General features: G+C 63.2%; 24 protein-coding genes. 10 read left to right on the top strand and 14 right to left on the bottom strand.

Translation table 11 applies throughout. The features are described 5' to 3' along the window. Nucleotides 1–64: 64 nt before the first annotated feature. Both nrdR and ACFQ6H_RS27475 read right to left on the bottom strand, forming a co-directional pair. Nucleotides 65–562: a transcriptional regulator NrdR gene (nrdR, locus tag ACFQ6H_RS27480; protein ID WP_378649976.1), complete on the bottom strand. Its 498-nt coding sequence runs from the start codon at nt 560–562 to the stop codon at nt 65–67. Between the two features lie 195 nt (nt 563–757). Continuing rightward, entirely contained in the window at nt 758–1,456 is a 699-nt protein-coding gene (locus ACFQ6H_RS27475; RefSeq protein WP_378649974.1) for a LysM peptidoglycan-binding domain-containing protein, read from the bottom strand. Between the two features lie 274 nt (nt 1,457–1,730). Between ACFQ6H_RS27475 and lexA the strand changes: the two genes are divergently transcribed. After that, nucleotides 1,731–2,459, top strand: coding sequence for a transcriptional repressor LexA (gene lexA, locus ACFQ6H_RS27470; RefSeq protein ID WP_020723648.1), 729 nt, complete (start codon nt 1,731–1,733; stop codon nt 2,457–2,459). Nucleotides 2,460–2,550: 91 nt separating this feature from the next. Here lexA and ACFQ6H_RS27465 read toward each other — a convergent pair whose 3' ends face one another. From ACFQ6H_RS27465 to ACFQ6H_RS27455, 3 genes are all read right to left on the bottom strand, one after another. Further along, nucleotides 2,551–3,693 (bottom strand): acyl-CoA dehydrogenase family protein, encoded by a 1,143-nt coding sequence (locus ACFQ6H_RS27465; RefSeq protein WP_378445792.1) that lies wholly within the window; start codon nt 3,691–3,693, stop codon nt 2,551–2,553. Nucleotides 3,694–3,879: 186 nt separating this feature from the next. Continuing rightward, nucleotides 3,880–5,160 carry a uracil-xanthine permease family protein gene (locus tag ACFQ6H_RS27460; RefSeq protein WP_378649988.1) on the bottom strand — a complete coding sequence of 427 codons (1,281 nt, stop codon included), beginning with the start codon at nt 5,158–5,160 and terminating at the stop codon, nt 3,880–3,882. A 75-nt stretch (nt 5,161–5,235) separates the two neighbouring features. Next, a complete protein-coding gene (locus ACFQ6H_RS27455) occupies nt 5,236–6,909 on the bottom strand; it encodes a putative PEP-binding protein (RefSeq protein WP_378649972.1) in 1,674 nt (557 codons plus the stop codon). 191 nt (nt 6,910–7,100) lie between these two features. On the opposite strand from ACFQ6H_RS27455, the gene ACFQ6H_RS27450 reads away from it, so the two are divergent. The 4 genes from ACFQ6H_RS27450 (at nt 7,101) to ACFQ6H_RS27435 (ending at nt 11,318) form a co-directional block, all read left to right on the top strand. Further along, entirely contained in the window at nt 7,101–7,868 is a 768-nt protein-coding gene (locus ACFQ6H_RS27450; RefSeq protein WP_317554800.1) for a DeoR/GlpR family DNA-binding transcription regulator, read from the top strand. Next, entirely contained in the window at nt 7,865–8,860 is a 996-nt protein-coding gene (locus ACFQ6H_RS27445) for a 1-phosphofructokinase family hexose kinase (RefSeq protein ID WP_378649970.1), read from the top strand. Before ACFQ6H_RS27450 ends, ACFQ6H_RS27445 begins: the two co-directional genes overlap by 4 nt. A gap of 18 nt (nt 8,861–8,878) precedes the next feature. After that, nucleotides 8,879–10,963, top strand: coding sequence for a fructose-specific PTS transporter subunit EIIC (locus ACFQ6H_RS27440; protein WP_378649968.1), 2,085 nt, complete (start codon nt 8,879–8,881; stop codon nt 10,961–10,963). 97 nt (nt 10,964–11,060) lie between these two features. Beyond that, nucleotides 11,061–11,318 (top strand): HPr family phosphocarrier protein, encoded by a 258-nt coding sequence (locus tag ACFQ6H_RS27435; RefSeq protein ID WP_003942144.1) that lies wholly within the window; start codon nt 11,061–11,063, stop codon nt 11,316–11,318. Between the two features lie 39 nt (nt 11,319–11,357). Here ACFQ6H_RS27435 and ACFQ6H_RS27430 read toward each other — a convergent pair whose 3' ends face one another. The 7 genes from ACFQ6H_RS27430 to ACFQ6H_RS27400 form a co-directional block, all read right to left on the bottom strand. Beyond that, the gene (locus ACFQ6H_RS27430; protein ID WP_378649945.1) at nt 11,358–12,683 is read right to left on the bottom strand and encodes an alpha/beta hydrolase; all 1,326 of its coding nucleotides are present in this window, start codon (nt 12,681–12,683) and stop codon (nt 11,358–11,360) included. 55 nt (nt 12,684–12,738) lie between these two features. After that, nucleotides 12,739–13,746 (bottom strand): hypothetical protein, encoded by a 1,008-nt coding sequence (locus ACFQ6H_RS27425; RefSeq protein WP_378649943.1) that lies wholly within the window; start codon nt 13,744–13,746, stop codon nt 12,739–12,741. Next, the gene (gene hflX, locus ACFQ6H_RS27420) at nt 13,739–15,214 is read right to left on the bottom strand and encodes a GTPase HflX (protein ID WP_378649941.1); all 1,476 of its coding nucleotides are present in this window, start codon (nt 15,212–15,214) and stop codon (nt 13,739–13,741) included. The genes ACFQ6H_RS27425 and hflX overlap by 8 nt, the downstream gene beginning before the upstream one ends. A 75-nt stretch (nt 15,215–15,289) precedes the next feature. Then, nucleotides 15,290–16,159: a diaminopimelate epimerase gene (dapF, locus tag ACFQ6H_RS27415; protein WP_378649939.1), complete on the bottom strand. Its 870-nt coding sequence runs from the start codon at nt 16,157–16,159 to the stop codon at nt 15,290–15,292. Nucleotides 16,160–16,191: 32 nt separating this feature from the next. Further along, nucleotides 16,192–16,863 carry a class F sortase gene (locus tag ACFQ6H_RS27410; RefSeq protein ID WP_378649937.1) on the bottom strand — a complete coding sequence of 224 codons (672 nt, stop codon included), beginning with the start codon at nt 16,861–16,863 and terminating at the stop codon, nt 16,192–16,194. 83 nt (nt 16,864–16,946) lie between these two features. After that, nucleotides 16,947–17,882 carry a tRNA (adenosine(37)-N6)-dimethylallyltransferase MiaA gene (miaA, locus tag ACFQ6H_RS27405; protein ID WP_378649935.1) on the bottom strand — a complete coding sequence of 312 codons (936 nt, stop codon included), beginning with the start codon at nt 17,880–17,882 and terminating at the stop codon, nt 16,947–16,949. Beyond that, nucleotides 17,870–18,616 (bottom strand): class III extradiol dioxygenase subunit B-like domain-containing protein, encoded by a 747-nt coding sequence (locus ACFQ6H_RS27400; protein WP_378545498.1) that lies wholly within the window; start codon nt 18,614–18,616, stop codon nt 17,870–17,872. The genes miaA and ACFQ6H_RS27400 overlap by 13 nt, the downstream gene beginning before the upstream one ends. A gap of 139 nt (nt 18,617–18,755) precedes the next feature. Between ACFQ6H_RS27400 and ACFQ6H_RS27395 the strand changes: the two genes are divergently transcribed. After that, on the top strand, nt 18,756–20,141 hold the full coding sequence (locus ACFQ6H_RS27395; RefSeq protein WP_378649933.1) for a DUF349 domain-containing protein: 1,386 nt from the start codon (nt 18,756–18,758) through the stop codon (nt 20,139–20,141). A gap of 93 nt (nt 20,142–20,234) precedes the next feature. Here the strand turns inward: ACFQ6H_RS27395 and ACFQ6H_RS27390 are convergent, their stop codons facing one another. Further along, complete coding sequence (locus tag ACFQ6H_RS27390) at nt 20,235–20,825, bottom strand: hypothetical protein (RefSeq protein WP_378450057.1); 591 nt, start codon at nt 20,823–20,825, stop codon at nt 20,235–20,237. Beyond that, nucleotides 20,822–22,369, bottom strand: a complete 1,548-nt coding sequence (gene miaB, locus ACFQ6H_RS27385) for a tRNA (N6-isopentenyl adenosine(37)-C2)-methylthiotransferase MiaB (RefSeq protein WP_378649986.1) — start codon at nt 22,367–22,369, stop codon at nt 20,822–20,824. Before miaB ends, ACFQ6H_RS27390 begins: the two co-directional genes overlap by 4 nt. A gap of 231 nt (nt 22,370–22,600) precedes the next feature. Between miaB and gluA the strand changes: the two genes are divergently transcribed. From gluA to ACFQ6H_RS27365, 4 genes are all read left to right on the top strand, one after another. Continuing rightward, the gene (gene gluA, locus ACFQ6H_RS27380; RefSeq protein WP_283303996.1) at nt 22,601–23,329 is read left to right on the top strand and encodes a glutamate ABC transporter ATP-binding protein GluA; all 729 of its coding nucleotides are present in this window, start codon (nt 22,601–22,603) and stop codon (nt 23,327–23,329) included. A 109-nt stretch (nt 23,330–23,438) separates the two neighbouring features. Beyond that, nucleotides 23,439–24,275 (top strand): glutamate ABC transporter substrate-binding protein, encoded by an 837-nt coding sequence (locus tag ACFQ6H_RS27375; RefSeq protein WP_378545504.1) that lies wholly within the window; start codon nt 23,439–23,441, stop codon nt 24,273–24,275. Between the two features lie 99 nt (nt 24,276–24,374). After that, on the top strand, nt 24,375–25,055 hold the full coding sequence (locus ACFQ6H_RS27370; RefSeq protein ID WP_019748198.1) for an amino acid ABC transporter permease: 681 nt from the start codon (nt 24,375–24,377) through the stop codon (nt 25,053–25,055). Next, the gene (locus tag ACFQ6H_RS27365; protein ID WP_378649931.1) at nt 25,052–25,948 is read left to right on the top strand and encodes an amino acid ABC transporter permease; all 897 of its coding nucleotides are present in this window, start codon (nt 25,052–25,054) and stop codon (nt 25,946–25,948) included. The genes ACFQ6H_RS27370 and ACFQ6H_RS27365 overlap by 4 nt, the downstream gene beginning before the upstream one ends. Nucleotides 25,949–26,010: the final 62 nt, after the last annotated feature.

Raw genomic sequence — 26,010 nt, 5'->3', positions numbered from 1 at the left:
GCTTTGTGTTCTCAGCGTTATCTAATACCGCTTTGTGCTCTCAGCGTTACCTGAGGCGAAGACCTCAATCGACGGAAACGGCCTCGGCACCGGGAGCCTTGTCGGCGGCACGGGTCTCGGCATGCTCGCGCATGTCGGTGATCTCACGTTCGAAATCCGCGGCAGAGCTGAAGGATTTGTACACCGATGCGAACCGTAGGTACGCAACCTCGTCGAGATTTCGAAGCGGATCGAGAATCGCGAGGCCTACCTCGTTGCTGGGAATTTCGGCAGAACCCGAAGCACGCACGGCGTCTTCCACCTGCTGCGCCAGCAAATTCAGCGAATCGTTGTCCACTTGACGACCCTGGCATGCGCGCCGCACACCTTTGACAACCTTTTCCCGACTGAACGGCTCCGTCACGCCGCTACGCTTCACGACCGAAAGAACCGCCGTCTCGACCGTGGTGAATCGACGTCCACACTCGGGGCACGAACGGCGCCGCCTGATCGCCTGGCCCTCGTCGGCCTCGCGCGAATCGACCACTCGGGAATCAGGGTGCCGGCAGAACGGGCAATGCATCGGGGTTCCTTCGTTGTCGCCGAAATGGCCGCAACTCAGATTCGCTACCGACTGCAAATCCTCCGACGATTTACAGAGCAGATCCACGTACTCAACGCGACCACCCGAGGTGGTGGGACTGTCAAGTGGACAGCTTACTCGCTGCGAACGGACTGCTCTCACGCTCGGTACGCCCCCGCCTGCTACGGGTATGGGTCAGCGACCCGAGGCCGGCACGATCAGCGTCTGCCCCACGGCCAGTCCGGAACTCGACATCGCGTTGAGATCCATGATCTGCTCGATCACGGAGCCGACAGCCTGGCCAGGCGCAACCTTGGCAGCAATATCACTGAGGGATTCACCCGCAGCGACGCGAACCACATCGGTCGCTCCGTTTGTCGCAGCAACATCACCACTGGACAAAGCGCCGATCCCGACCAGCGCCAAAACGGCCATCGCAGTGAACACGGCGCCCAGGAACATCGTCTTCCAACTGACGTCCTCGGCCTGCACTTCGTGTTCGACCCGCGAGACACCGACCCTGTTTCGGTGCGCGAAACTGCCTCCGTACGGGCGTGACGAATCTTGCTCGCTGTCCCATCGGCGAGGAGATTCACGCAACGAACGCGAACCTGACGTTCCGCCTGTGACGGGGAAACGACGAACAACGGCCACCTGCGGTTCGTCTTCGACACGCCTGGGCACACCCCGCATTTCGGCGGTGCCGCGCCTTTCGAAAGCCGCGTCATCAACATCGGGCCCGTAGAACGACGGGTGATACTTCAACGCCGACGTGCCGTCGAAACCGATCCCATCGTCGAAAACCCTGTTGCCTTTAACTGCTGCGTTACCCATCGTGACCTCCGCTGGTCGACACCGATCGATGTGTTCGATCATGCGTTCGATGGAACGCATGTTCGAATTTCTACCACGCTTGGCCGACAATGTCTCTACTTCGAACGACACGAATCGAACAGATGTTTGAAAACGCGAGCAAATCCGGCTAGATTCGTGTCAGACCACACAGCGGGAATTGCGAAAGCCTCCGTGATTGTCGACAGCTCGAATGTTGGCAGGGGGCACCGACAAGTTTCCGCGCGATATGCACCACACGATTTACGCCAGACGCTTTTACAGACATGCCATTTCTTCAGACACGCACTTTCTCTAGACACGGAGGCAACAGGCCATGAAGGACGATCGCTCCAGCACAGCCGCGGAGGCAGGAGCTTCTGCAGTTCCGTCTCCGTCGAGCGAGACGCTCACCGAGCGTCAGCGGCGCGTTCTCGAAGTGATCCGCGATTCCGTGACCGAGCGCGGTTACCCGCCCAGCATTCGCGAGATCGGTGATGCAGTGGGGCTCACCTCCACCTCGTCGGTCGCACATCAGCTGCGGACGTTGGAGCGCAAGGGCTTCCTTCGGCGCGATCCCAATCGGCCTCGCGCTGTCGATGTTCGGGGTCTCGACGAGGTTGCTGCCGATACCGCCATTGCGTCGGTATCGAAGCATTCCGGCGAGTACAACAGCGCCGACCCGCTCCCCGAGCCGGCGTTCGTCCCTATCCTGGGCCGCATCGCTGCCGGCGGACCGATCCTCGCCGAGGAAGCCGTGGAGGACGTGTTCCCACTCCCCCGTGAGCTCGTCGGCCAGGGTTCGCTTTTCATGCTCAAGGTTGTCGGCGAGTCGATGATCGATGCAGCGATCTGCGATGGCGACTGGGTTGTCGTCCGCCAGCAGAACGTGGCGGAGAACGGTGACATCGTGGCCGCCATGATCGACGGCGAGGCCACCGTCAAGACGTTCAAGCGCACGAAGAAGGAGGTGTGGCTGATGCCGCACAATGAACTCTTCGAACCGATTCCCGGCAACAACGCTGTCATCCTGGGCAAGGTTGTCACCGTCATGCGGAAGATCTGAGTTCGCTCGCACCCCCGATCGAAAAACTCTGGGCCCCGACATTTGTCGGGGCCCAGAGTTTTTGGTGAAGATCAGCGACGCATGATCGGAATCAGAGATTCAGCGAACGCCCGATGATCTCCTTCATGATCTCGGTCGTGCCACCGTAGATGGTCTGCACACGAGAGTCCATGTACGCCTTGGCAACCGGGTATTCCTTCATGTAGCCGTAGCCTCCGTGCAGCTGGAGGCAGCGGTCGATCAGCTTGACCTGAGCTTCGGTGGTCCACCACTTCGCCATCGCAGCTTCCTGCACGGTCAACTTCTCGGCGTTGAGCTGCTCGATGAACTTGTCCACCAGGATGCGCACCGCGGTGGTCTCCGTTGCCAGTTCGGCCAGTACGAATCGGGTGTTCTGGAAGCTGCCGATCGACTTGCCGAATGCCTTGCGGTCCCGGCAGTACTGGATCGTGCTCTCGAGAACCGATTCCATTGCGGCAGCGGCAACAACTGCGATCGAGAGTCGTTCCTGGGGAAGGTTCTTCATCAAGTAGAAGAAGCCCATTCCCTCTTCGCCCAACAAGTTGGCTGCGGGAACGCGGACGTCGGTAAAGCTGAGTTCGGCAGTGTCCTGAGCCTTCATGCCGATCTTGTCGAGGTTGCGTCCACGCTCGAAGCCCGGCATGTCCCGCTCGACGACGAGCAGGCTGAAGCCCTGCGCTCCCTTGTCCGGGTCGGTACAGGCGACGACGATGATGATGTCGGCGTTGATGCCGTTGGTGATGAAGGTCTTCGAGCCGTTGAGAACCCAGTGGTCCCCGTCGCGAACCGCTTTGGTCTTGATGCCCTGCAGGTCGCTACCGGTACCCGGTTCGGTCATCGCGATCGCGGAAATCAGCTCGCCCGATGCAAATCCGGGCAGCCAACGCTGCTTCTGCTCGTCATTGGTCAGTTCGAGGAGGTAGGGCGCCACCACGTCGTTGTGCAGTGTGAAGCCGATACCACTGAAGCCACCCTTGGTGGTTTCCTCGGTGATGATCGCGTTGTAGCGGAAGTCCTTGACGCCGCCGCCGCCGAATTCCTCGGGTACCGCGGTTCCCAGGAAGCCCTGCTTTCCGGCCTCGACCCAGACGTCACGATCGACGATGTTCTGTTCTTCCCACTTCTCGTGGTTCGGCGCAACGTGCTGTGCCAAGAACTTCTGGTACGACTCCCGGAAGAGATCATGTTCCGGTTCGAACAGGGTGCGCTCCACGCCGACTCCTTGCAATTCGATAAACGGCACTTCAGTGTTGTACCCGCTGGGGATGTACCCGCTCGGGATGTTTTCGCTGAGACCGGGCACGCCGAAGTTCGCGGGCCCACGTCACTGCTTCCGACGGTAGAACCTGTTGCGATACCCGTCGATGACCCGAACGATCACGATTCGTGACTGTAGCGGTTATCTGTTACTCGAAGTACGGAATTTGGCGAGATACCGCATGATCGGGTACGCGACAAGGATGCCGATCGACCCCCAGGCGATGCCGCCCAGCTCGACCGAACCAATGGTCAACGTCAAGTTCCCGATGCCGGCGACCAGCGCAGCCGCGGCGACCGTCAGGTTGACCGGATCGGTGAAGTCGACCTTCGCGTCCATCCAGATACGCACACCGAGAATGCCGATGAGGCCGTAGAGAACCATCGTCGCGCCGCCGATGACCCCGTTCGGAACCGTGAAGACCAGCGCACCGAACTTGGGCGAGAATGCCAGGATCACAGCGGTGGCGGCGGCTACCCAGTACGCAGCGGTCGAGTACACGCGCGTCGCTGCCATGACGCCGATGTTCTCGGCGTACGTGGTGGTTCCGGAACCACCACCGGCACCTGCCAAGGTAGTGGCGAGGCCGTCTGCAAAGAGTGCGTTGCCGGCCAGGTCGTCGAGCGACTTACCTGTCATGGCGGACACCGCCTTGACGTGTCCGACGTTTTCGGCGACCAGAACGATCACCACGGGCAGCGCGAGCACGATCACCGACCAGTCGAACGACGGTCCGTGCAGACTCGGCAGCCCGAACCAGTCCGCATCACGCAGAGCCGACACTCGTTCACTGTCGAGTCCGCCGACGACCGCGGCGAAGACCCAGCCGATCACCACGCCGACCAGAATGCCCAACCGGCCGAGCAGACCGGGCCCCACGACCGTGACGAGCAGGATCGCAAAGAGCGTCACCGTGGCGATCAACGGCTGCGACTCGAAGGAACCGGCCGCGGTCGGAGCGAGGTTGAGACCGATCAGCGCGACGACGGCACCCGTCACCACCGGTGGCATGACCGCGTCGATGACCCGACCGCCGATCAGACGTACGGCGACGCCGATCAACATCAACACGATGCCGACAGCCATGACGGCGCCGAGCTGCGCGGCCGGCCCCGATCCTGCCGACGCCGCCAGAGGGGCGATGAACGCGAAGGACGAACCGAGGTAGCTGGGGATCCGGCCCCGGGTGATGAGCAGGAACAGCGCGGTGCCGATACCCGAGAACAACAGCGTCGTGGTGACGGGGAAGCCCGTGATGGTCGGAACGAGCAGTGTCGCTCCGAACATCGCGATGACGTGCTGCATCCCGATCCCGATGGTGCGCGGCCAACTCAGTCGTTCGTCCGGCGCCACGACGGCGCCGTCGGCGATCCGCTTGCCGTCTCCATGGACAGTCCAGCCGATTCCGCCGGCCCCGGTCATTGTTTCTCGTTCGATCACAGGTCGAAATACTAGAGGTCAGGCACTCGCTCGCCGACCGAGACCGACGAAACCGCTTCAGCTGATTGCGTCAGCCGCCGCTTTGCGTGCCGCCACCGGATCACCGGTCGCCAGCACCGCCGCCGCGGCCGCCTCACATTGCGCCATGGTGACGGACCCGACCTTCGCTCCCACCCCGGCAACCGACGCCGCAGCACACGACAGTGACGAAACACCGAGACCGGCAAGTACGCATGCCAACAGCGGATCGGCAGCCGCCTCACCGCAGACCCCGACGCGCTTGCCTGCCGCCTGACCAGCCTGGGCCGTACGTGCCACCAGGGCGAGCACGGCGGGCTGCCACGGGTCGGTCAGGTCGGCGAGTTCGGAGGACATTCGATCAGCGGCCATCGTGTACTGAGCGAGGTCGTTGGTACCGATCGAGAGGAACTCGACGTGTTCGAGGATCTGGTCGGCCAGCAGCGCCGCCGCCGGGATCTCCACCATCACTCCGGGAACAAGATCGCGCGCCCGCACCGCGTCGGCAAAGCGTTGTGCTTCAGCCGGGGTGGCGATCATCGGCGCCATGACCCACGGCGAAGAGTTCGTCGACGCCGCGGCTGCGGCGATCGCGTCGAGCTGGCGGTCGAGAATCCCCATGTCCTGCCAGGCGATTCGGACCCCACGAACGCCGAGTGCCGGATTCGCTTCCTCTTGGTGGTTGGCGAATTTGAGTGGCTTGTCCGAACCCGCGTCCAACGTGCGAATAATGACCTTCTTGCCCGCGAAGGCCTCGAGAACCTCGGCGTAGATTGCCGCTTGCTCGTCAACGGTCGGTTCGGTCTCACGGCCGAGGAAACAGAGTTCGGTCCGGAAGAGCCCGATGCCTCCCGCTGCGGTCAACGCCGCGGCCCGAGCGCCGGCGCCGTCTTGGACATTGGCGAGGACGTCTACCGGCCGGCCGTCCGACGTCCGGCCGGGTCCGGTCCACGTGCTGACGCGTTCGCGATCGATTCGGGATTGCTCGACCAGTTCGCGCGCCTGCTCGGGATCCGGCTCCGCGATCACGTCGCCGGTGGTTCCGTCGATCAGAATCGGTGTTCCTGCCGGTACGGATTCCAATTCCTTCGCGGCCACGATGCACGGGATGCCCAACTGCCGCGCGATGATTGCCGTGTGGCTGGTCGGGCCGCCGTAGATGGTCACGAGTCCGATGATCTTGGTTGCATCGAGGCCGGCGGTATCGGCGGGAGCAAGATCGTCCGCGCACAGCACCGACGGCGTCTCGGGCATCGGAACTCCGGGTTCGGGCAATCCGGAGAGTTCTGCGATCACGCGGTCGCGGATGTCCTCGAGGTCGGTGACGCGCTCCGCCATCACACCGCCGACCTTGGTGAACAACACCACGAATTGCTCCGTCGCCGCGATCGCCGCCTGGACCGGAGGAACTCCGCCCGCGATCGACTTCTTGGCCGCTCCGATCCAGCCTCGATCGGCTGCCATGGCCGCGTTGGCCTGCAAGACCTCTGCGGCAGCGCCCGTGGCTTCGGCTGCCCGTCCGAGAAGGCGGTTCTCGACAGTCTTCGCCGCTGCGACGAAGGCGTCTGCGGCGGTCTCTCGATCGGTCTCGTCGAGGGCCGGCGCATCGGTGACGAGTTCTGGTCGGCTGGACGGCCAGATAGCCGGGCCGTAGGCAATTCCGGGCACGACGGGAGTGCCGTGCACGGTGATGCGATTGAGCTGTTCGGTCATCTGTCCTCCTTGAGCGATGGGCCCGGTGTCACACCGGAGCACCTCGAGCGCGTAAAGCCCACACCTTCGTTGTGACGAAGATTACTCCCAACTCTTGACATGTCAACACACTCGGGCGTAAAACAACATAAAGCAACATTCGTTGTGATCCACACCGCACCGTCGGATCACATTTCGGAATCGGAGTGAACGTGTACGCGGAAGAACGCCAACAAGCGATCGGCACCATGGTGTCGCAGCGCGGACGCATGTCCGTGGCGGCTCTGTCGGAGACCTTCGGTGTGACCACCGAGACCGTGCGTCGCGATCTGGCCTTCCTCGAACGGATCGGACAGATAAGGCGCGTGCACGGCGGCGCCGTTCCGACCGGATCCCTCCACGTGACCGAACCGGGTATGGCGGAACGCGATCAGACCCGCGCGCAACAGAAGGACCGGATCGCCCGCTGTGCGGTCACCTACCTTCCCCCTACCGGCGGCAGCGTGATCTTCGACGCGGGCACGACCACGGGCCGCATGATCCCGGAACTACCGACCGAGAACGACTTCACAGCCGTCACCAATTCCGTCCCGATCGGCGCACGCCTGGCGTCGATGAACTCGATTTCCCTGATCCTGCTCGGCGGACGAGTACGCGGGGTGACGCAAGCCGCGGTCGGCGAGGACGCCCTACGCCTGCTGAGCACGTTGCGAGTCGACGTCGCCTTCATCGGAACCAACGCGATCAGCGTCGGTCACGGACTCTCCACCCCGGACAGCGAGGAGGCTGCGGTCAAACGAGCGATGGTCAAAGCCGCCAATCATGTTGTAGTCGTGGCCGACTCCACCAAAGTAGGCCGCGAACACTTGATCAGCTTCGCCCCACTCGACAGCATCGACGTCCTCATCACCGACGAAGACATCAGTCCCACAGACACATCCGAGTTCCACGACCACGGAATCGAGGTGGTGATCGCATGATCGTCACACTGACAGCCAACCCGAGTATCGATCGGACCGTGCAACTCGAGCAACGGCTCGAACGAGGCTCCGTCCTACGCGCCCACTCCACTCGCAGCGACCCAGGCGGGAAGGGCGTCAACGTCGCGCGTGTTCTCGCCGCAGCCGACCTCGACGTCCTCGCGGTCCTGCCGGGGAACGGCGGCGACCCATTACTCTCGGCGCTCGCCGTCGGTGGGATTCCCCACATCGGCGTCGCCACAACAGGTCTGGCTCGCACCAACATCACCATCGCGGAACCAGACGGAACCACGACGAAGATCAACGAGCCCGGCGCAACATTGTCCGGTTCGACGCTCGACGCCTTGGCGCAGGAGTTGATCGCCCGCGCCGATACCGCGCTGTGGTTCGCGCTGTCCGGATCGCTGCCCCCCGGCGTTCCACTCGGGTGGTACGGCGAACTTGTCGCGGCGCTGCGCGATCACCCGTGCAAGGTAGCGGTCGACACCTCGGACGCCCCACTGACGGCGCTCGCCGAAGGCTTCCCCGGCTCGGCACCTGACCTGCTCAAACCCAACGGCGAGGAACTCGCGCAACTGACCGGCGTCGACGGCCACGTCCTCGAACGTGCTGCAGAGAACGGTGATCCCAGGCCTGCAATCACGGCAGCACAGCGATTGGTCGACCGCGGCGTCGGCAGTGTGCTCGCCACGCTCGGCGCAGCCGGTGCCGTCCTCGTCACGGCCGACGGCGCGTGGATCGCCACTGCTCCCCCGATTGTCGCAGTCAGTACCGTCGGCGCAGGCGATTCGTCGCTGGCCGGCTACATCCTCGCCGAAGCGGGCGGCGGCTCGGAATCCGAGCGGCTACGTCACGCGGTCGCCTACGGAAGCGCCGCTGCCTCCCTTCCCGGCACAACCCTTCCCACACCCGAACAGATCGATCTGGCAGCGGTTTCGGTATCTGCAGCAGATGCCGCCTCTCCCATCCCCGTCCCCACCGAACTCGCCTGACGCCCTAAGGAACCTGACATGTCCGATACCACCGCAGCCGGCAGTTCCGGCCCGGAGATCATCAGTCCCGAACTGATCTCACTCGACACCGACCTGGGCTCGACCAAGGAAGATGTCATTCGTTCTCTCGCAGCGCGATTGACTGCTGCGGGTCGGGCGAGCGACGCCGCGGGACTGGTCGGTGCAGCACTCGCTCGCGAAGCTCAGTCCGCGACCGGGTTGCCCGGCGGAATCGCAATTCCTCACTGCCGCGCCGAGGCCGTCTCGGCCGCGTCCCTGGGGTTTGCTCGACTCGATCCGAAGGTCGATTTCGGCGCACCCGACGGCCCCGCCGATCTGGTCTTCCTGATCGCGGCACCTGAAGGCGCCGGAGCCGAGCACATGAAGCTGCTCTCCTCCTTGGCCCGAGCACTCGTTCGGCCCGCGTTCGTCACGTCACTTCGTGAAGCATCGACGCCGGACGAGATCGTGCGCTTGGTCGACGAGGTCCTCAATCCCGCAGCGACGGATCCCGCACCGAAGGATTCCGCTCCGAAGACCGCAGCAGTGACGCCCCCGCCACCTGTTTCCGCCGGGAAACACGCCACCGACGAGACCCCGGCACCAGCGACCGCGGAGCGTCACATCGTCGCGGTCACCGCCTGCCCGACCGGAATCGCTCACACGTACATGGCGGCGGACTCACTCGTCGCCGCGGGTGAACGCGCCGGCGTCAAGGTTCACGTCGAAACGCAGGGCTCGAGCGGAAGCACCCCACTGGACCCGTCCGTCATCGCCGGAGCCGCCGCTGTCATCTTCGCCACCGACGTCGGGGTGAAGGGCCGCGAACGATTCGCCGGCAAACCCGTCGTCGCTTCCGGTGTGAAACGGGCGATCAACGAGCCGGACAAGATGCTTGCAGAAGCATTGCGCGCCTCCGAGAATCCCGCCGCCGCCACCGTGGACGGCACTGCCGCCGCGGCCGCGGATTCCGATGCCGGTTCCGTAGGCTTCGGCACCCACCTCCGTCAGGTCCTCCTGACCGGTGTCAGCTACATGATCCCGTTCGTCGCGGCCGGCGGTCTGCTGATCGCACTCGGCTTCCTGCTCGGTGGATACGAGATCTCCGGCCCTGCCAAGGACATCGTTCTCAACAACTCGATCACCAACCTTCCCGACGGTGGCCTGGCCACCTATCTCGGCGCAGTTCTGTTCCAGATCGGTTCGTTGGCATTCAGCTTCCTGGTACCCGCGTTGGCCGGCTACATCGCCTTTGCCATCGCCGACCGACCGGGCATCGCTCCCGGCTTCACCGCCGGCGCGGTCGCCGTGTTCGTCGGTGCCGGTTTCATCGGCGGCCTGGTCGGTGGTCTCATCGCCGGTGTCGTCGCGCTCTACATCGGCCGGATCGCCGTCCCACAGTGGCTGCGAGGCCTGATGCCAGTGGTGATCATCCCGCTGTTCGCGACGCTGGTCGTCGGAGCGCTGATGTTCATCGTCCTCGGTCGTCCGCTCGCTGCGATCACCTCCGGTCTCACCGACTGGCTCAACGGATTGTCCGGCAGCTCAGCCATCTTCCTCGGCATCATTCTCGGCCTGATGATGTGCTTCGACCTCGGCGGACCGGTCAACAAGGCGGCTTACGCGTTCGCCGTCGCCGGACTCAATGTCAACGACCCAGCCACCTTGCGCATCATGGCGGCAGTCATGGCCGCCGGTATGGTTCCGCCGCTCGCCATGGCACTTGCCTCGACAGTGTTGCGTCCCAAGCTCTTCAGCGAAGCCGAACGTGAGAACGGTAAGGCTGCCTGGTTGCTCGGTTCAGCATTCATCTCCGAGGGCGCGATTCCGTTCGCCGCTGCCGACCCGCTTCGCGTGATCCCCTCGATGATGGCGGGCGGCGCCGTCACCGGCGCACTGATCATGGCTTTCGACGTCACTCTCAGCGCTCCACACGGCGGGATCTTCGTCTTCTTCGCAGTCGGCGGCATCGGCTGGTTCCTCGTCTCACTCGCCGCGGGAACCGTGGTAGCTGCGCTCGCTGTCCTCGGAGCCAAGGAGTTCTTCCGCAAGGGGCCCTCCGATGCCGAACTCGACCCCGAAATCGTGCCCGCTGCGGCATGATCGACAGCAGGCAACACTGCAGTCACCACCGAAGTCACCAGATCCGCCCGAACACCCCAAAACGTCCGCAACGACAGCTCTACAACGAGGAGATCCCATGCCCAGCAAGACAGTTGCCGTCGGTTCCGCAGTCGGCCTGCACGCCCGTCCCGCCGCCCTCATCGCCGAAGCAGTCGGAGCCTCCGGCGCCACGGTCACCCTCGCCGTCGCCGACGGCGAACCCGTGGATGCAGGTTCGGCACTGATGATCATGACGCTCGGAGCCGCCAAGGACACCGAAGTCACGATCGAATCCGACGATGCCGACGCGCTCGCCAAGGTCGCCGAACTGGTGGCCGCTGATCTCGACGCTTGACCCGATTTCCGCCGGTGCTGTGTAGTGGGCCGGACACTCTCACGGAGTCAGTGCGAGTGTCCGGCCCAGCCAGTCCATTTCGAGTTCCAGAGCAGTGCCCCACACATCACCCGAGTGTCCACCGGGGAGGGTGTAGTAGTCCACGTTCATGTCGGCGGCGCGCGCAGCCTCGAACATTCTCTCCTGCTGGGGACGGTAGATGTCGTCGTCTTCACCCGCGACAAATACACCCGACAACTGCGGATACCGATTCTGCGCCATCAGGTCTCGGGCATTGACCGCGTCGAACGCGTCTTCGTCACCGTCGAACATGGCCGCCACGGTGTCCTCGTGATCACCGGTCGACGGTTCGTCCTGGCCGGAGAAGTCCAGGAACGAGGGGTATCGGTCCGGGAAGTTCACGGCCATCTCGATCGCGCAGGTTCCGCCGTAGGAAAACCCGCCGATTGCCCATTGAGCTGCATCCGGATTCACTTGAAGGTTCGATTCGATCCAGTTCGGGACGTCCTGGTCCAGATACGTCGCGACGTTGCCGAGCGCGGAATCCATGCAGCCGGGGTTGGCGTCATAGTCCCCCAACGCGTCAGGGACCACCACCACGGGAGCAAGCCCGGAATGCCTCGACGCATAGGCGTCGACGGTGGTCGCGAGCCGGCCACTGTCGAGCCAGTCGCTGGGGCTGCCGGGCTCACCTGCCACCAACACCAGGACGGGCAACTCGGCACGCGGATCGGCAAGGTAGGCCGGCGGGAGATACAGCGTCGCAGGCCTCGCGTCGAATCCCGAGATGTTTCCCGGAATCGCCGCCTCCGTCACGACACCGTTGCTCGGCATCCGCACCGGAACCTGCCAATGAGTTTCGGTGGGCAGTCCCCGCTGCACCCGAGGTTCGGCCCCGGGGAGTGAATCGAAGGCAACATTCTCGACCGAGCCGACCGGCCAGTGCCCGACCAGTGAGCCGAGTGTGGGATACGTGCCGGTCGCAGCGTTGACCTGACCTACCGCGACGATCGCGGCCAGCCCGGCGAATGCCGTCACCGAAAGACCACGCGCAAGCCCCGGGCGCCGACGGAGAACAAGTGCGGCGCCGACGACTCCGAACATCGCCAGCGCTATCCACACAAAACTCGACGCCGGTAGTTGCGCGGGCAACGGCCGAAAGCTGAGCCACACCAACATCGCAGCGATGGCCGACCCGCCCACTGACAGACCCAGCGCGGCTAACGCGGCCCTACGCGGCAACCACCGAAGCAGAAGCAGCGCACCTACGCCGACGATGACGGAACCCACGAGCAGCGCGGCGGTGATGTGTCCGTGCTCGAGTGACATACGCGAGAGCCGCGTCAGGAGTTGATGCCCGTGCATTCGTTCCAGTATCCACATCTACCGGCGGTCTGCGAATTCGTGGAACTTTCGGGAATCAGCGGCGTCGTCGTAATCTCACGAACGCCACGGCCCCGATCGCACATCCTGCCGCGACCAGTCCAGCCCACACGAATGTCCACGGATCGACCCCGACACCGACCGAACCGGCAGACGAGTCAGCCGTCGCTTCCGTCGCGTCCACGAGCGCGCGCATCACGTACACCGGCGGCAACGCTCCACCGGCCGATTCCGAACCGATCAGAACATCGCCTGCATTGTTGAATGCCACCGCCTCACCCTGAGGCTCCGTCGGGAGCGGGATCCGCAGGGGTTCGGTACCGGTGAGCGTCGCGCCGATTCCGCCGTCCACGACCTCGTACAGGTACAGGTCGGAGTAACTCCGCAGTGCGATCGCCGAACCGTCCGAAGACACAGCTCCCCCGGTGAACATCACCGACACGGGCTTCTCCGGTCCGAGGGACACCGCTCCGACGCGCTCGAGCGGCGTCGGGCCGGGCTGCGCCAAGTCACTCAGTTTCTGATCCCCGACCGGTGTGTAGACACTGCTTTCGCCGAACAATTCCTTGGTCACGACAAAGACATGGCCGTCGGGGTCGAGCAGAATCGACTCGGTGTCGTGCGCACCGTCCGGGTACGTAAGGCGGTGCAACGCACCGTCGCCTGAATCGAGGTCCATCGTGATGAACGCCACCGTTTCGCGGGTTCGGAGGTTGTCTCCGGTGTCCGACAGAACGAGCGTCCGACCACTGACCGCAAGATCTTCGACGTCGTAGGGATCGATCGGGACCGGAATCTGTTTCTGGACAACACAGTTCAGATCCATCTCGAACACGTAGTCGTCACTGCCGCCGTCGCCCATCGCGTAGATCCGATCGTCGACGACGACCATCCCCGACAACTCCTGGAGCGCAGGATCAGTAGGTGTACAGAGCGGGGCGAACTCGCTCGGTTCGAACGACGACGCCTGTGCAAGCGCTCCGGGAAGCAGCACAGTCGCAGTGGTCACAGCAAGCGCCGAGACCACTGCGCCGAAACTACGCACTAGGTGCGTACTCCACCAAAGCCGAGGCCAACATCTGCGGCACGCGTGCGTGCACCCGCGTCCCCGCCTCTTCGTGAGTCGATTCCAAGATCGTTCCGTCCGAGTGGATTCGAGCCATCAGATCACCGCGCGTATACGGCACCAGCACGTCGACCTCGACCTCCGGCCGAACCAGAACCTCGCTGAGATGTGCTCGCAGTTCGGCGATTCCCTCTCCGGTCCGCGCCGAGACGAACACCGTGCCCGGCAGCAGACCACGCAGTTGCGTCAAGGTAACCGGATCTGCCGCGTCGATCTTGTTGACCACGATCAACTCCGGCGGAGCCTTCGAATCCGTCTCGCGCAGAACGTCGGTCACAACTTCCCGCACAGCCTTGATCTGCTCGGTCGGCAACGGATCCGAGCCGTCGACGACGTGTAGCAGCAGATCCGCGTCGGTCACTTCCTCGAGGGTCGAGCGAAATGCCTCGACCAACTGAGTCGGAAGGTGCCGCACGAAACCGACCGTATCGGTCAGTACGTACTCACGGCCGTCGTCGAGCGCAGCGCGTCGGGTTGTCGGGTCCAACGTGGCGAACAACGCGTTCTCCACGAGCACACCGGATCCGGTGAGCGAGTTGAGCAGACTCGACTTGCCCGCATTCGTGTATCCGACGATGGCGATCGACGGGATGTCGCTCTGCAGTCGACGTGTGCGCTTGGTGTCGCGAGCGGCCTTCATGCCCTTGATCTCGCGGCGCAGTTTTGCCATGCGCTCACGGATACGGCGACGGTCCGTTTCGATCTTGGTTTCACCCGGACCACGTAGACCCACGCCGCCGTTGCTTCCGGCGCGGCCACCGGCCTGGCGAGACATCGACTCGCCCCAACCACGCAGACGCGGGAGCATGTACTCCATCTGAGCAAAAGCGACCTGCGCCTTGCCCTCACGGGAAGTGGCGTGTTGGGCGAAGATGTCGAGAATCAAAGCCGTTCGGTCGATGACCTTGACCTTGACGATCTTCTCCAGCGCGGTGAGCTGGGCCGGCGTCAGTTCACCGTCGCAGACGACGGTGTCGGCACCGGTCGCCAACACGACTTCGCGCAGTTCCTGCGCCTTGCCGGAACCGATGTACGTGGCGGCGTCGGGTTTGTCGCGCCGCTGGACCAGTCCTTCGAGGACCTCGGAACCGGCCGTCTCGGCAAGTGCGGCCAACTCGGTCATGCTCGCCTGAGCCTGCTCGGCTGTTCCCTGCGTCCAGACGCCGACCAGGACAACTCTTTCGAGTCGAAGCTGGCGGTACTCGACTTCGGTGACGTCCTCGAGCTCGGTCGACAGACCGGCCACGCGGCGTAGGGCGCCGCGATCTGCGAGTTGCATCTCACCGGTCGACGGGTTGTCCGATGCGGACGCTGCCGTGTATTCGGCCTGCGCGTACTCGGACTGCTCGCGAGCGGTGGACTCTTCGTTTTCCTGTGTGTTCGTCATACAAGATCCATGGTCCCACGAAACCCTGACACGATGCATCCGTATTTCCTGCAGGCGTATTTCACGCGGGCGTTATCACACAAGCGATTGCCACCAGGCGTCGCTGATCGTTCCGCTCGCCACCAGAACCGAGGGCCCTCGCAAGGACCCTTCGCCGCTTTCGACGGTGACCTGCACTTCGCCGCCGAGGACGCGCACCAGGACCGAACCCTCCTCGCGGCCGTCGTACTTCAGCGCCGCAGCCGCAGCCGCGACCGTTCCGGTTCCGCAGGAACGAGTCTCACCCACACCGCGCTCGTGAACGCGCATGTGGACCCCACCGTCGTGGATCGGTGTCACGATCTCGATGTTGACCCCGTGCGGGAAGAACCCGGGGTCGAAGCCCGGAGAGACAGTTAAATTGAGTGCACTCAAAACCTCGGCCGTCACATGCTCGTCGACACACGCCAGATGCGGATTGCCGACGTCGATGCCGACGCCGGAGAAGACGCGGCCGTCGATTGTTGCCGAACTGGTGCCGAGGTCCTTGATCGGGCCCATCGCCACGGTCACGTCGCCGCGTGTGGCGTCGTAGCTGTGCACCACGACCGGACGCGCTCCCGCGCGGCTGCCGACCACGAACTCGTCCCTGCTCTCCAGGCCGGAGGCCTTGAGATAGTGCGCAAACACGCGAACGCCGTTTCCGCACATCTCCGCGGTGGATCCGTCGCCGTTGCGGTAATCCATGAACCAGTCTTCAGCAGCGACGCCGTCCGGAAGCGCGGTGAGCACGCCCGCGTCCGTCAGAGCGCCTGCCCGCGCGACACGAAGGATGCCGTCGGCGCCGAGACCACGCTGACGATCACACAACGCGGAAACGCGCGCCGGTTCGAGATCGATCCGAACGTCGAGGTCAGGGAGAACGACGAAGTCGTTCTGCGTGCCGTGGCCCTTACTGAAATCCATGGTCGCCATCCTATCCGGACGTACCGACCGACCTACGCGGGTAACGCGGTGACCACCACGTTCTGTTCGTACGTGAATCCGGACGGCAACGAGGGGTCGGGCACCGTCTCGCCCCCGCAGGTCACGAGGACCAGCCTGGGCGCACCAGTTTCGGAGAAGAACTCCGCAGGCAAAGCCACCTTTTCGTACAGTTTCAAGCTCGCTGCGTGATAGGTGAACATCGTTCCGACGTCGTCGCTCACGTAGATCGGTGTTCCCGGTTCGATCTGGTGCAGCGCCCACAAAGCGCCGTGTGTGCGATCACCGTCGTCGACGTGACCGGCAACAAGATTCGTACCCTCCGAAGATCCGAACTGCACACCGTTGGTGAAGTGCGAGACCTTGTCAGGATGAGGAAGGATCATTCCGCGGTTCGCACCGAACCCACTGGTCACGATGTCGGCACGCACATCCAGGTCAGGAATCGCCAAGGTGTTCGGCGGTAGATCTGTGGGTGCGGGCGCCCACGTTGCCCCCGGATCGGTTGGGGCTCCTACGTCGAACGGCGCTTCGGGAACAGGCGCGCTGATGGGTTTCCCGGCCGCACTCACCGCAAAGTAGATCAACACCCCGCCGACAGCAAGAAATGTGACGAGCAGAAGAACCAGCGGCAACCGGCCCGCGCGTCGACGTGTCGGACGCGCGTGTGTCCCGGTCTGCGCCATGTTCGTTGCCCTTCACTCCGTCGATCGCGAAACGGATCGATCGCGAACAGCTAACTGTAAGATAGCTGATCGGCTCGACCGTGTTACAGACCGCGATCTGCGAGGGCCGCGAAGGCGGAGTTGGCCAGCTCCGGATCGGCACCGTCGAGCCACTGCACGCGGGTGTCACGACGGAACCACGATCGTTGGCGGCGAACGTAGCGCCGCGTCCCGATGAACGTCCGTTCGAGCACCTCGGCCAGATCGTATTCGCCGTCGAAATATGCGAGCACCTGCGCGTAGCCGATCGCTCGCGGCGCTGTGACGCCCTCACGCAATCCTTGCTCGACAAGTGCGGAAACCTCGTCGACAAGTCCGCCTGAGAACATCAGCTCCGTTCGCAAGCGAATCCGGGCGTCGAGTTCTTCGGTGTCACGATCCACGCCGAGAATGCGGGTCCCCCAACGAGGGTCACCGATCTGAGGCGCCGAGGCCGCGAAGGGCTGACCTGTCAGTTCGACGACTTCGAGCGCCCGAACCATCCGCCGACCGTCCGTCGGCAGTATCGACGCCGCCGCGACTGGATCGGCAGCAACGAGGGCCGCGTGCACCGCATCGACCCCACCCTCGGCCAACACCGCTTCCCACTTTGCACGAACGTCGGGATCCGTTGCCGGAAAAGACCATTCGTCGAGCAAAGACTGGACGTACATCATGGAGCCGCCGACGATCACCGGAACTTTGCCTGCCGCGATCAGGTTCTCGGCGACCGCGATCGCGTCGCTTTGATAACGCGCGACGGTGGCGGTCTCTGTCACGTCGAGAACGTCGAGCAGGTGATGAGGAATCCCACGGCGCTCGGCGAGCGTCAGTTTCGCCGTCCCGATATCCATACCGCGATAGAGCTGCATCGCGTCGATGTTGATGATCTCGCCGCCGAATTCCTCGGCCAACGCCAATGCGAGATCGGACTTTCCCGACGCCGTCGGACCGACAACTGCAATCGGGCGAAGTTCTTCAGGGACGTTCACGGCCGCCACGTCCCGACGTGGTAGCCGACACCGAACGGCGCACCGCTGTAATCCACCGTCGAACGAGGACGAGCTGACCCGGGCGAGTCCGTGAAGACACCGGCCAGGACCTGCCATGCCGCACGCCCCTGAACTCCGACACTGCGGCAAAGCTGCGGATCGAGAGCAAGAAGTGCCTCCGGGTCACCGGCAGCCAGGGCATCGTCGATGATCGACTGCACACCCGCCGCACGCTCGTCGAAGCTTCCCGGAGCCTTTGCCGTCAATGTGGATGCACCGTCAGCCACGATCAGAAGTCCCTGCGGTCGATCGTCGCTGTCGAGTTGCTTGCGGAGTTGATACCCGAATTCACGGCACTCACTCGCAGACGCCTCCGGGCTGACAACGTGCATGTCGACGGTGGACTCCACGTCCGTCTGGGCACGCAGCCAGCCGGCCACGAGGGCGCAGAGTTCGAGTGATGGCACCGGTTCGCCTGCCGCATCTGCGTCCAGAGACGTCCGGACATCGGCGCCGAATCCGGCGAAAGTCCCGATCTGTCCACGTCCGACGCCAGTTCGCCAGAGTTCGTCAGCTGCTTTCTCGGAGTCGACACCGACGCCTACCCATTGAACTGCCTCGTGAGACAGCCGGCGCACGGCGGCCGATGCCGCAGCGCGCACCTGGGCGGACTCGGCCGAATCACCGGACAATTCCGGCACGAGCAACGGCGCCGAGGGGACGAGAACAGCGGAAGTCAACACAGTTGCCACGCTAGTCGACCCCGAGGTGGCGACCTCACACCCTCTTACCTGATTCAATAGTCGGAGAACGTGAGTACCGGGTTCAATGGAACCAGGAATGCGATCAGGCAGCCGTGACGCGCGGCAGAGACGAGGACCGATGACCGAGAACAGTGAACCCACCACCGGCGCCGACAGCAGTTCGGCCAGCCCGAGCCCGGCTGCTCCCAAACCCGGAGCACCCAAACCTGGTGGACCACGCCCCGGTGCGCCCCGCCCCGGAGCACCTCGCCCCGGTCCGGCGGCCTCGCATGCCGTCACCGCTGCACCAACCAGCGATCCGAGCAAATTCGGCCGCGTCGAGGAAGACGGCACCGCCTGGGTGAAGACCGCTGACGGTGAACGTCAGATCGGTTCGTGGCAGGCCGGCGACGCCACCGAGGGCCTCGCCCATTTCAGTCGTCGCTACGACGATCTCGCGACCGAGGTCTCGCTGCTCGAGGCGCGACTGACGTCGGGCGCCGGAGACGCAAAGAAGACCAAGGCTGCCGCCATCGCTCTGTCCGAATCCCTCTCGACCGCCGCCGTGATCGGTGACCTCGACGCTTTGGCCCGCCGACTCGACGTGATCATCGCCGGATCCGACGAGGCCGCGGCGCACGCGAAGGAAGAGAAGGAACAGTCTCGCGCGGCGAGCACCGCCCGCAAGGAGGCCCTCGCAGTCGAGGCCGAACAGATCGGTTCGGAGTCGACCCAGTGGAAGACCGCGGGTGATCGACTGCGCGAGATTCTCGACGAGTGGAAGACGATTCGCGGAATCGACCGCAAGGTCGACGACGCACTGTGGAAGAGGTACTCGAAGGCTCGTGAGTCCTTCAACCGACGACGTGGAGCCCACTTCGCGGAACTCGATCGCGATCGTGCGAGCGCCCGTTCGACGAAGGAAGAACTGGTCGAGCGCGCCGAGAAGCTGTCGACCTCCACCGAATGGGGACAGACAGCTGGAGAATTCCGCGATCTGCTCAGCGAGTGGAAGGCTGCCGGCCGCGCACCGCGCGAGGCCGACGACAACCTGTGGAAGCGCTTCAAGGGCGCTCAGGACGTGTTCTTCGCCGCACGCAACGCTGCTGCATCCGAGCGCGACGCCGAATTCGAGCAGAACGCAGTCGCGAAGGAAGAGCTGCTCGCTGCGAACGCGAACATCGATCCGGCACACGGACTCGAGAACGCTCGTGTAGCGCTGCGAGACCTGCAGGAGAAGTGGGACGCGATCGGCAAGGTGCCGCGCGAACGAATGCAGGAACTCGAAGCGAAGCTCCGGGCCATCGAAACCAAGGTGCGCGACGCAGTCGACGCCGAGTGGCGTCGTACCGATCCGGAAGCGCTGGCCCGCGTCGCGCAGTTCAAGGAGCGGGTGAGCCAGTTCGAGGAGCAGGCCGCCAAGGCTCAGGCTGCCGGAAAGACGAAGGACGCCGAGAAGGCTCTAGCTCAGGCAAAGCAGTGGCGCGAGTGGGCCGAAGCTGCCGAGAGCGCTGTCAACGAGTAATCGACGACGAGCTGCTGAGACAACCACAACGCCGGCTGACCCCGAAAGAGTCAGCCGGCGTTGTCTTGCGCTTTGGACAGACGGCCCGCTGTGTCAGCCGACGTTCCATTCCTGATGCTTTTCGGCTTCAGCCGCAGCGATCCGGCGTTGTTCCTCGGCAGCGAGCTGAATGTTGGTTCGTGTCCAGACCACCTTGAGCCAGTGGAATGTCAAGAACACCACGGCAAACCATCCGATGACCAGCCCGATCGACGGCCCTGCCACATTGAAACCGGCAGGAATGGTCTGACGCGACCAGACGGCCATCATGCCGAGGGCGCTCGCCACGGCGCTGCCGGCGAGTGCGACCCAGGCCAGACTCCAGCGCCGCGTGACCAGCGCGAGCATCGAGAATCCGATGCCGAAGACGACGACGAACCACACGAACAAGCGTGAGAAGAGTGCAATTCGTTCGGTTTCCGCGTCCTGGTTGTACGCGAGCACATCCCAGCCGTTCGCAACTCCCGTGTGGGGCAGCGCAAGGGTTCCGACCAGCACGAGCACCGCAACCGCGACAACCATGGCGCGTGCACCCGGATCGATTTCTCCCGCGACCTTGCGTTCTGCGTCGTCGAGATCCTTGCGGTAGCCCTCGAAGGCGTCGTCGCCCGGCTGAGGTGTCTTGTTCTCGTGTTGCGAGGTCATGCGTTGCATCCCATCTGGACGGGTTGTGGGGCCGGGGCACCGATTTTGGGTAGTCCGAGACCTACGCCGATGGGCGGGGTCTTGGGTGTGATGCCCTTTTCGAACGAATCACCGGCGCGCGTTCGACGGTGCGTGAGCACCCCGTCATCGGCCACGAGGTGATGGGGGGCTCCGTGGGTGACGACGACCGTCACCACGTCGCCGGGTCGGATTGTGCCGTCGAGGTTTCCCTCAGGTCGGAAATGCACCAGGCGACCGTCTCGCGCACGACCGCTGAGCCGGTGAGTCGCTGCGTTCTTGCGGCCCTCCCCTGCTGCCACCAAGAGTTCCACCTCGGTGCCGACGAGTTTACGATTCTCCTCGATGTTCACTTCTTCCTGAACCGCGAGCAATCGCATATAACGTTCCTGGACAACCTCTTTGGGAAGTTGATCGGCCATCTCGGCCGCCGGCGTACCCGGGCGCTTGGAGTACTGGAAGGTGTAGGCGTTCGAGAATCGCGCCTTGCGTACGACGTCCAGCGTCTCCGCGAAATCCTCTTCCGTCTCCCCCGGGAACCCGACGATGATGTCCGTGGTGATTGCGGCGTGTGGCATTGCGGCGCGCACTTTCTCGATGATCCCGAGGTACTTCGACTTGCGATACGAGCGCTTCATCGCCTTGAGAACCTTGTCCGAACCGGACTGCAGAGGCATATGCAGCTGCGGGCAGACGTTGGGGGTGGTTGCCATCGCTTCGATGACGTCGTCGGTGAATTCCGCCGGGTGCGGGGACGTGAATCGCACACGTTCGAGGCCGTCGATGTGTCCGCACGCCTTCAAGAGGGAGGCGAAGGCGCCGCGATCGCGCGGTTGCTCCGGATCGGCGAACGACACGCCGTAGGCGTTGACGTTCTGCCCGAGCAGAGTCACTTCGGAGACACCCTCGTCGACGAGCGCCTGCACCTCGGCCAGAATGTCTCCGGGACGTCGATCCACTTCCTTGCCACGCAAGGAAGGAACGATGCAGAACGTGCACGTGTTGTTACAACCCACCGAGATGGAAACCCAACCCGCGTAGGCAGATTCGCGTTTGGCTGGCAGTGTCGACGGAAACGCCTCCAGTGCGTCGAGGATTTCGACCTCGGCGCGCTGATTGTGACGCGCACGATCGAGCAGAGCGGGCAGCGAGCCGATGTTGTGAGTGCCGAAGACGACATCGACGAACGGTGCCTTCTTGACGACGGTGTCACGATCCTTCTGAGCCAGGCACCCACCGACGGCGATCTGCATGTCGGGGTTCGCCTCCTTGTTCGGGGCGAGCTGGCTGAGGTTGCCGTACAACTTGTTGTCCGCGTTCTCACGAACCGCACACGTATTGAAGACGACAAGGTCAGGATCGGTTCCGGTCTCCGCCTTCGAGTACCCGGCGTCCTCGAGCAGACCGGACAGTCGCTCGGAATCGTGGACGTTCATCTGACAGCCGTACGTCCGCACCTCGTAGGTGCGAACAGACTTCGCAGTCGGCTCCGGAACTGCAGTGGGCTCCGGAAGTGCAGGGGACATTTCGTCGATCAGTGACACGCTTCAGCCTAGCTCACGTCCACTACGACGTGTAATAACGCCCTGATAAACAGCCGAAACGCGACATAAACGACGTCACAGTAAAATTTCCATTACATATGGCAAGAACCATGGCGAAATCACGGGCGTCGACGCAAACTACGCCTAAGGTTCTCGTTTATGACCCAAGCCGACGATGCGACGACGCCGACCACCTCCGGCGATTCCACATCCATGATTTCGATGACCTCGGTGAACAAACACTTCGGGGAACTTCACGTCCTGCAAGAGGTCAATCTCGAGGTACCCAAGGGCCAAGTGGTGATCGTCCTTGGTCCGTCGGGCTCCGGTAAGTCGACTCTGTGCCGCACCATCAATCGCCTCGAACCCATCGACTCGGGCACCATCGCCGTCGACGGCAAGACGCTCCCCGAAGAGGGCAAAGCACTTGCCGCACTTCGTGCCGACGTCGGGATGGTCTTTCAGTCCTTCAACCTGTTCGCCCACAAGACGATTCTCGAGAACGTCATGCTCGCACCGATGAAGGTCCGCAAGGCAAAGAAGGACGACGCCAAGAAGACGGCGCAGGCGTTGCTCGAGCGTGTCGGTATCGCCAATCAGGCTGACAAGTACCCGGCGCAGCTTTCCGGTGGCCAGCAGCAGCGTGTCGCGATCGCTCGCGCTCTTGCGATGCAGCCCAAGGTGATGCTCTTCGACGAGCCCACCTCCGCTCTCGACCCCGAGATGGTCAACGAGGTCCTCGATGTCATGACTTCCCTCGCCAAGGAAGGCATGACCATGCTCGTGGTCACGCACGAGATGGGCTTCGCACGTAAGGCCGGCGATCGTGTGCTGTTCATGGCTGACGGTCAGGTCGTCGAAGACACAACACCCGAAGAGTTCTTCACTCATCCCAAGTCGGATCGGGCCAAGGACTTCCTCGGCAAGATCCTCACTCACTGATCACAGTCCCCCTCCGACACAGTCCTGCTCTCGTCCACAAGACAACTCGCTCGACTGCACTTTTCATCTCGACTGCACCGTTTGCATGTCGACAACCGAGAGGATCTTCATGAAGATCAATCGTTCCGTCCGTTTCGGAATCGGAATCATGGCTATCGCGTTCGCTGCCACCGCCTGTGGTGGCGGCGAGGAGAACAAGTCGATCACCGAGAGCGCTTCCGACGGCACCCTCACCGTCGGCATCAAGTTCGATCAGCCCGGCCTCGGGCAGCGTAATCCGGACGGCACTTTCTCCGGTTTCGACGTCGAGGTGGCCCGGTACATCGCCAACGAACTCGGCGTGAAGCCCGATGGCATCACTTTCAAGGAATCACCTTCGGCTCAGCGTGAGACTTTGATCCAGAACGGCGAGGTCGACTACATCGTCGCCACCTACTCGATCACCGATACACGCAAGGAGAAGGTCAGCTTCGGCGGCCCGTACTTCATCGCGGGCCAGTCGCTGCTCGTTCGCTCCGACAACACCGACATCACCGGCCCCGATTCGCTCACCGGCGGAAAGAAGCTCTGCTCGGTGTCGGGTTCCACTCCGGCGCAGAACATCCAGGACAACTACGCCAAGGACGTCCAGCTCCAGCCGCTCGACACCTACTCCGCTTGTGTCGAGGCTCTACGTAACGGCGCTGTCGACGCTGTCACCACCGACGACATCATCCTCGCCGGCTACGCTGCCCAGTACCCGGGCGAGCTGAAGGTCGTCGGAGAACCGTTCACGACCGAAAAGTACGGTGTCGGCCTGGCCAAGGACGATTCCGAGGGTCGCGGCAAGATCAACGACGCCATCGAGAAGATGATCTCCACCGGCGCATGGGAAGAAGCCTTCAACAACACTGTTGGCGCTTCGGGCTACCCCATCCCGGCACCGCCCACCGTTGATCGTTACTGACCTGCTTTTTTCACCGTCAATCTCGCTGCGGCTCCCCACTTCGGGAGCCGCAGCGCGTGACGCCACCAACGGAGATCCCGTGATCTGGGGAGACGGCAAGTGAACCTTCTGAGCAAGTACGGCGACCAGATTCTGGAAGCCTTCTGGACCACGATCCAGCTGACGTTTTTCTCCGCGATCGGCGCCGTCATCATCGGTGTCCTGATTGCGGCAATGCGCGTGTCACCGGTCCCGGTCGCCCGATTCCTGGGTACCGCGTACGTGACCGTGTTCCGAAACACCCCCCTGACACTGATTCTGCTGTTCTGCCTGTTCGGTCTTTCACAGACGCTCGGAGTCAACCTCGCCAAGTCGGACTCACCGACGTTCTTGACAGACAACAACTTCCGACTCGCCGTACTCGGCCTCAGTGTCTACACTGCCGCGTTCGTGTGTGAGTCACTTCGATCGGGAATCAATACCGTTCCGGTCGGCCAGGCCGAAGCGGGCCGATCACTCGGTCTGTCGTTTGCACAAAATCTTCGGCTGATCGTCCTGCCTCAGGCTTTTCGCGCGGTCACAGCACCGCTGGGTAGCGTGCTGATCGCACTGACCAAGAACTCGACCATCGCCGCGGTGATCGGCGTTTCCGAGGCGTCAGCGCTGATGAAGAAGATGATCGAGAACGAAGCGGCGATCTTCGTCGTCGGTGGAATCTTCGCTGTCGGTTTCGTGATCCTGACACTTCCCATGGGCTTGATCTTCGGCAAGCTGAGCAAGCGATTCGAGGTTTCACGATGAGCAACCGCGCAACAGTTCTCTATGACGCGCCCGGTCCGAGAGCGCGAAATCTCTACCGATTCGCGTCCTTGGTCGTCGCTGCACTCATGGTCGCAATCGGTTACGTCGTCTACCGCGCACTCGACGAAAAGGGCCAGCTGACAGCAGCGAAGTGGGATCCGTTCCTCGAATCCACCTCGTGGACAACGTATCTGATACCCGGCATTCGGGGAACGCTGATCGCGGCTGCGATGTCCATCGTCTTCGCGCTCATCCTCGGTTCTGCCCTGGGTATCGGCCGGCTCTCCGAGCACAACATCATTCGGAAGATCTGCGGCGTCATCGTCGAATTGTTCCGAGCAGTACCGGTTCTGATTCTGATGATCTTCTCGTATCAGGTGTTCGCCGAATACGAGGTCTTCAAGTCCAAGTACCTCGCACTCGCGGCAGTCGTCGTGGGTCTGACTCTGTACAACGGGTCAGTGATCGCCGAGATCGTCCGTGCCGGAATCAACTCACTCCCACGAGGGCAAAGTGAGGCCGCCAAGGCACTAGGCATGCGCAAGACGCAGATCATGGTGACGATCCTGCTCCCCCAAGCGGTTACCGCCATGCTCCCGGCACTGATCTCGCAGATGGTCGTGGCGCTGAAGGACTCCGCCCTCGGTTACCTGATCGGGTATGTCGAGTTGGTGCGTCAGGCCCAACAGCTCGGCACCTTCTACGGAAACTTCTTGCCGGCGCTCATCGTGGTCGCAGCGATCATGATCGCTCTCAACTCGGCTCTGACCTTCCTGGCAACCAAGGTGGAGAAGCGCCTGCGTTCGGGAAAGCGAAAGGGCAAGGGCCCCATCGCGGCGCCGTCCGCCGACGCAGCCGTTTCGGTTCCGGGCATGGACTTGACCAAGCCGTGAGCTGATCGACCAGCTGTTCCGCTGACACGAGGAGCGGGGTGTGTCACCGAATTCGGTGACAC

It is taken from the genome of Rhodococcus sp. NPDC056506, from assembly GCF_042794945.1.
GTDB lineage: Bacteria > Actinomycetota > Actinomycetes > Mycobacteriales > Mycobacteriaceae > Rhodococcus_F.
Note: the sequence above shows the minus strand (reverse complement) of the source record. Positions and strands in the feature narration are given on the sequence as shown.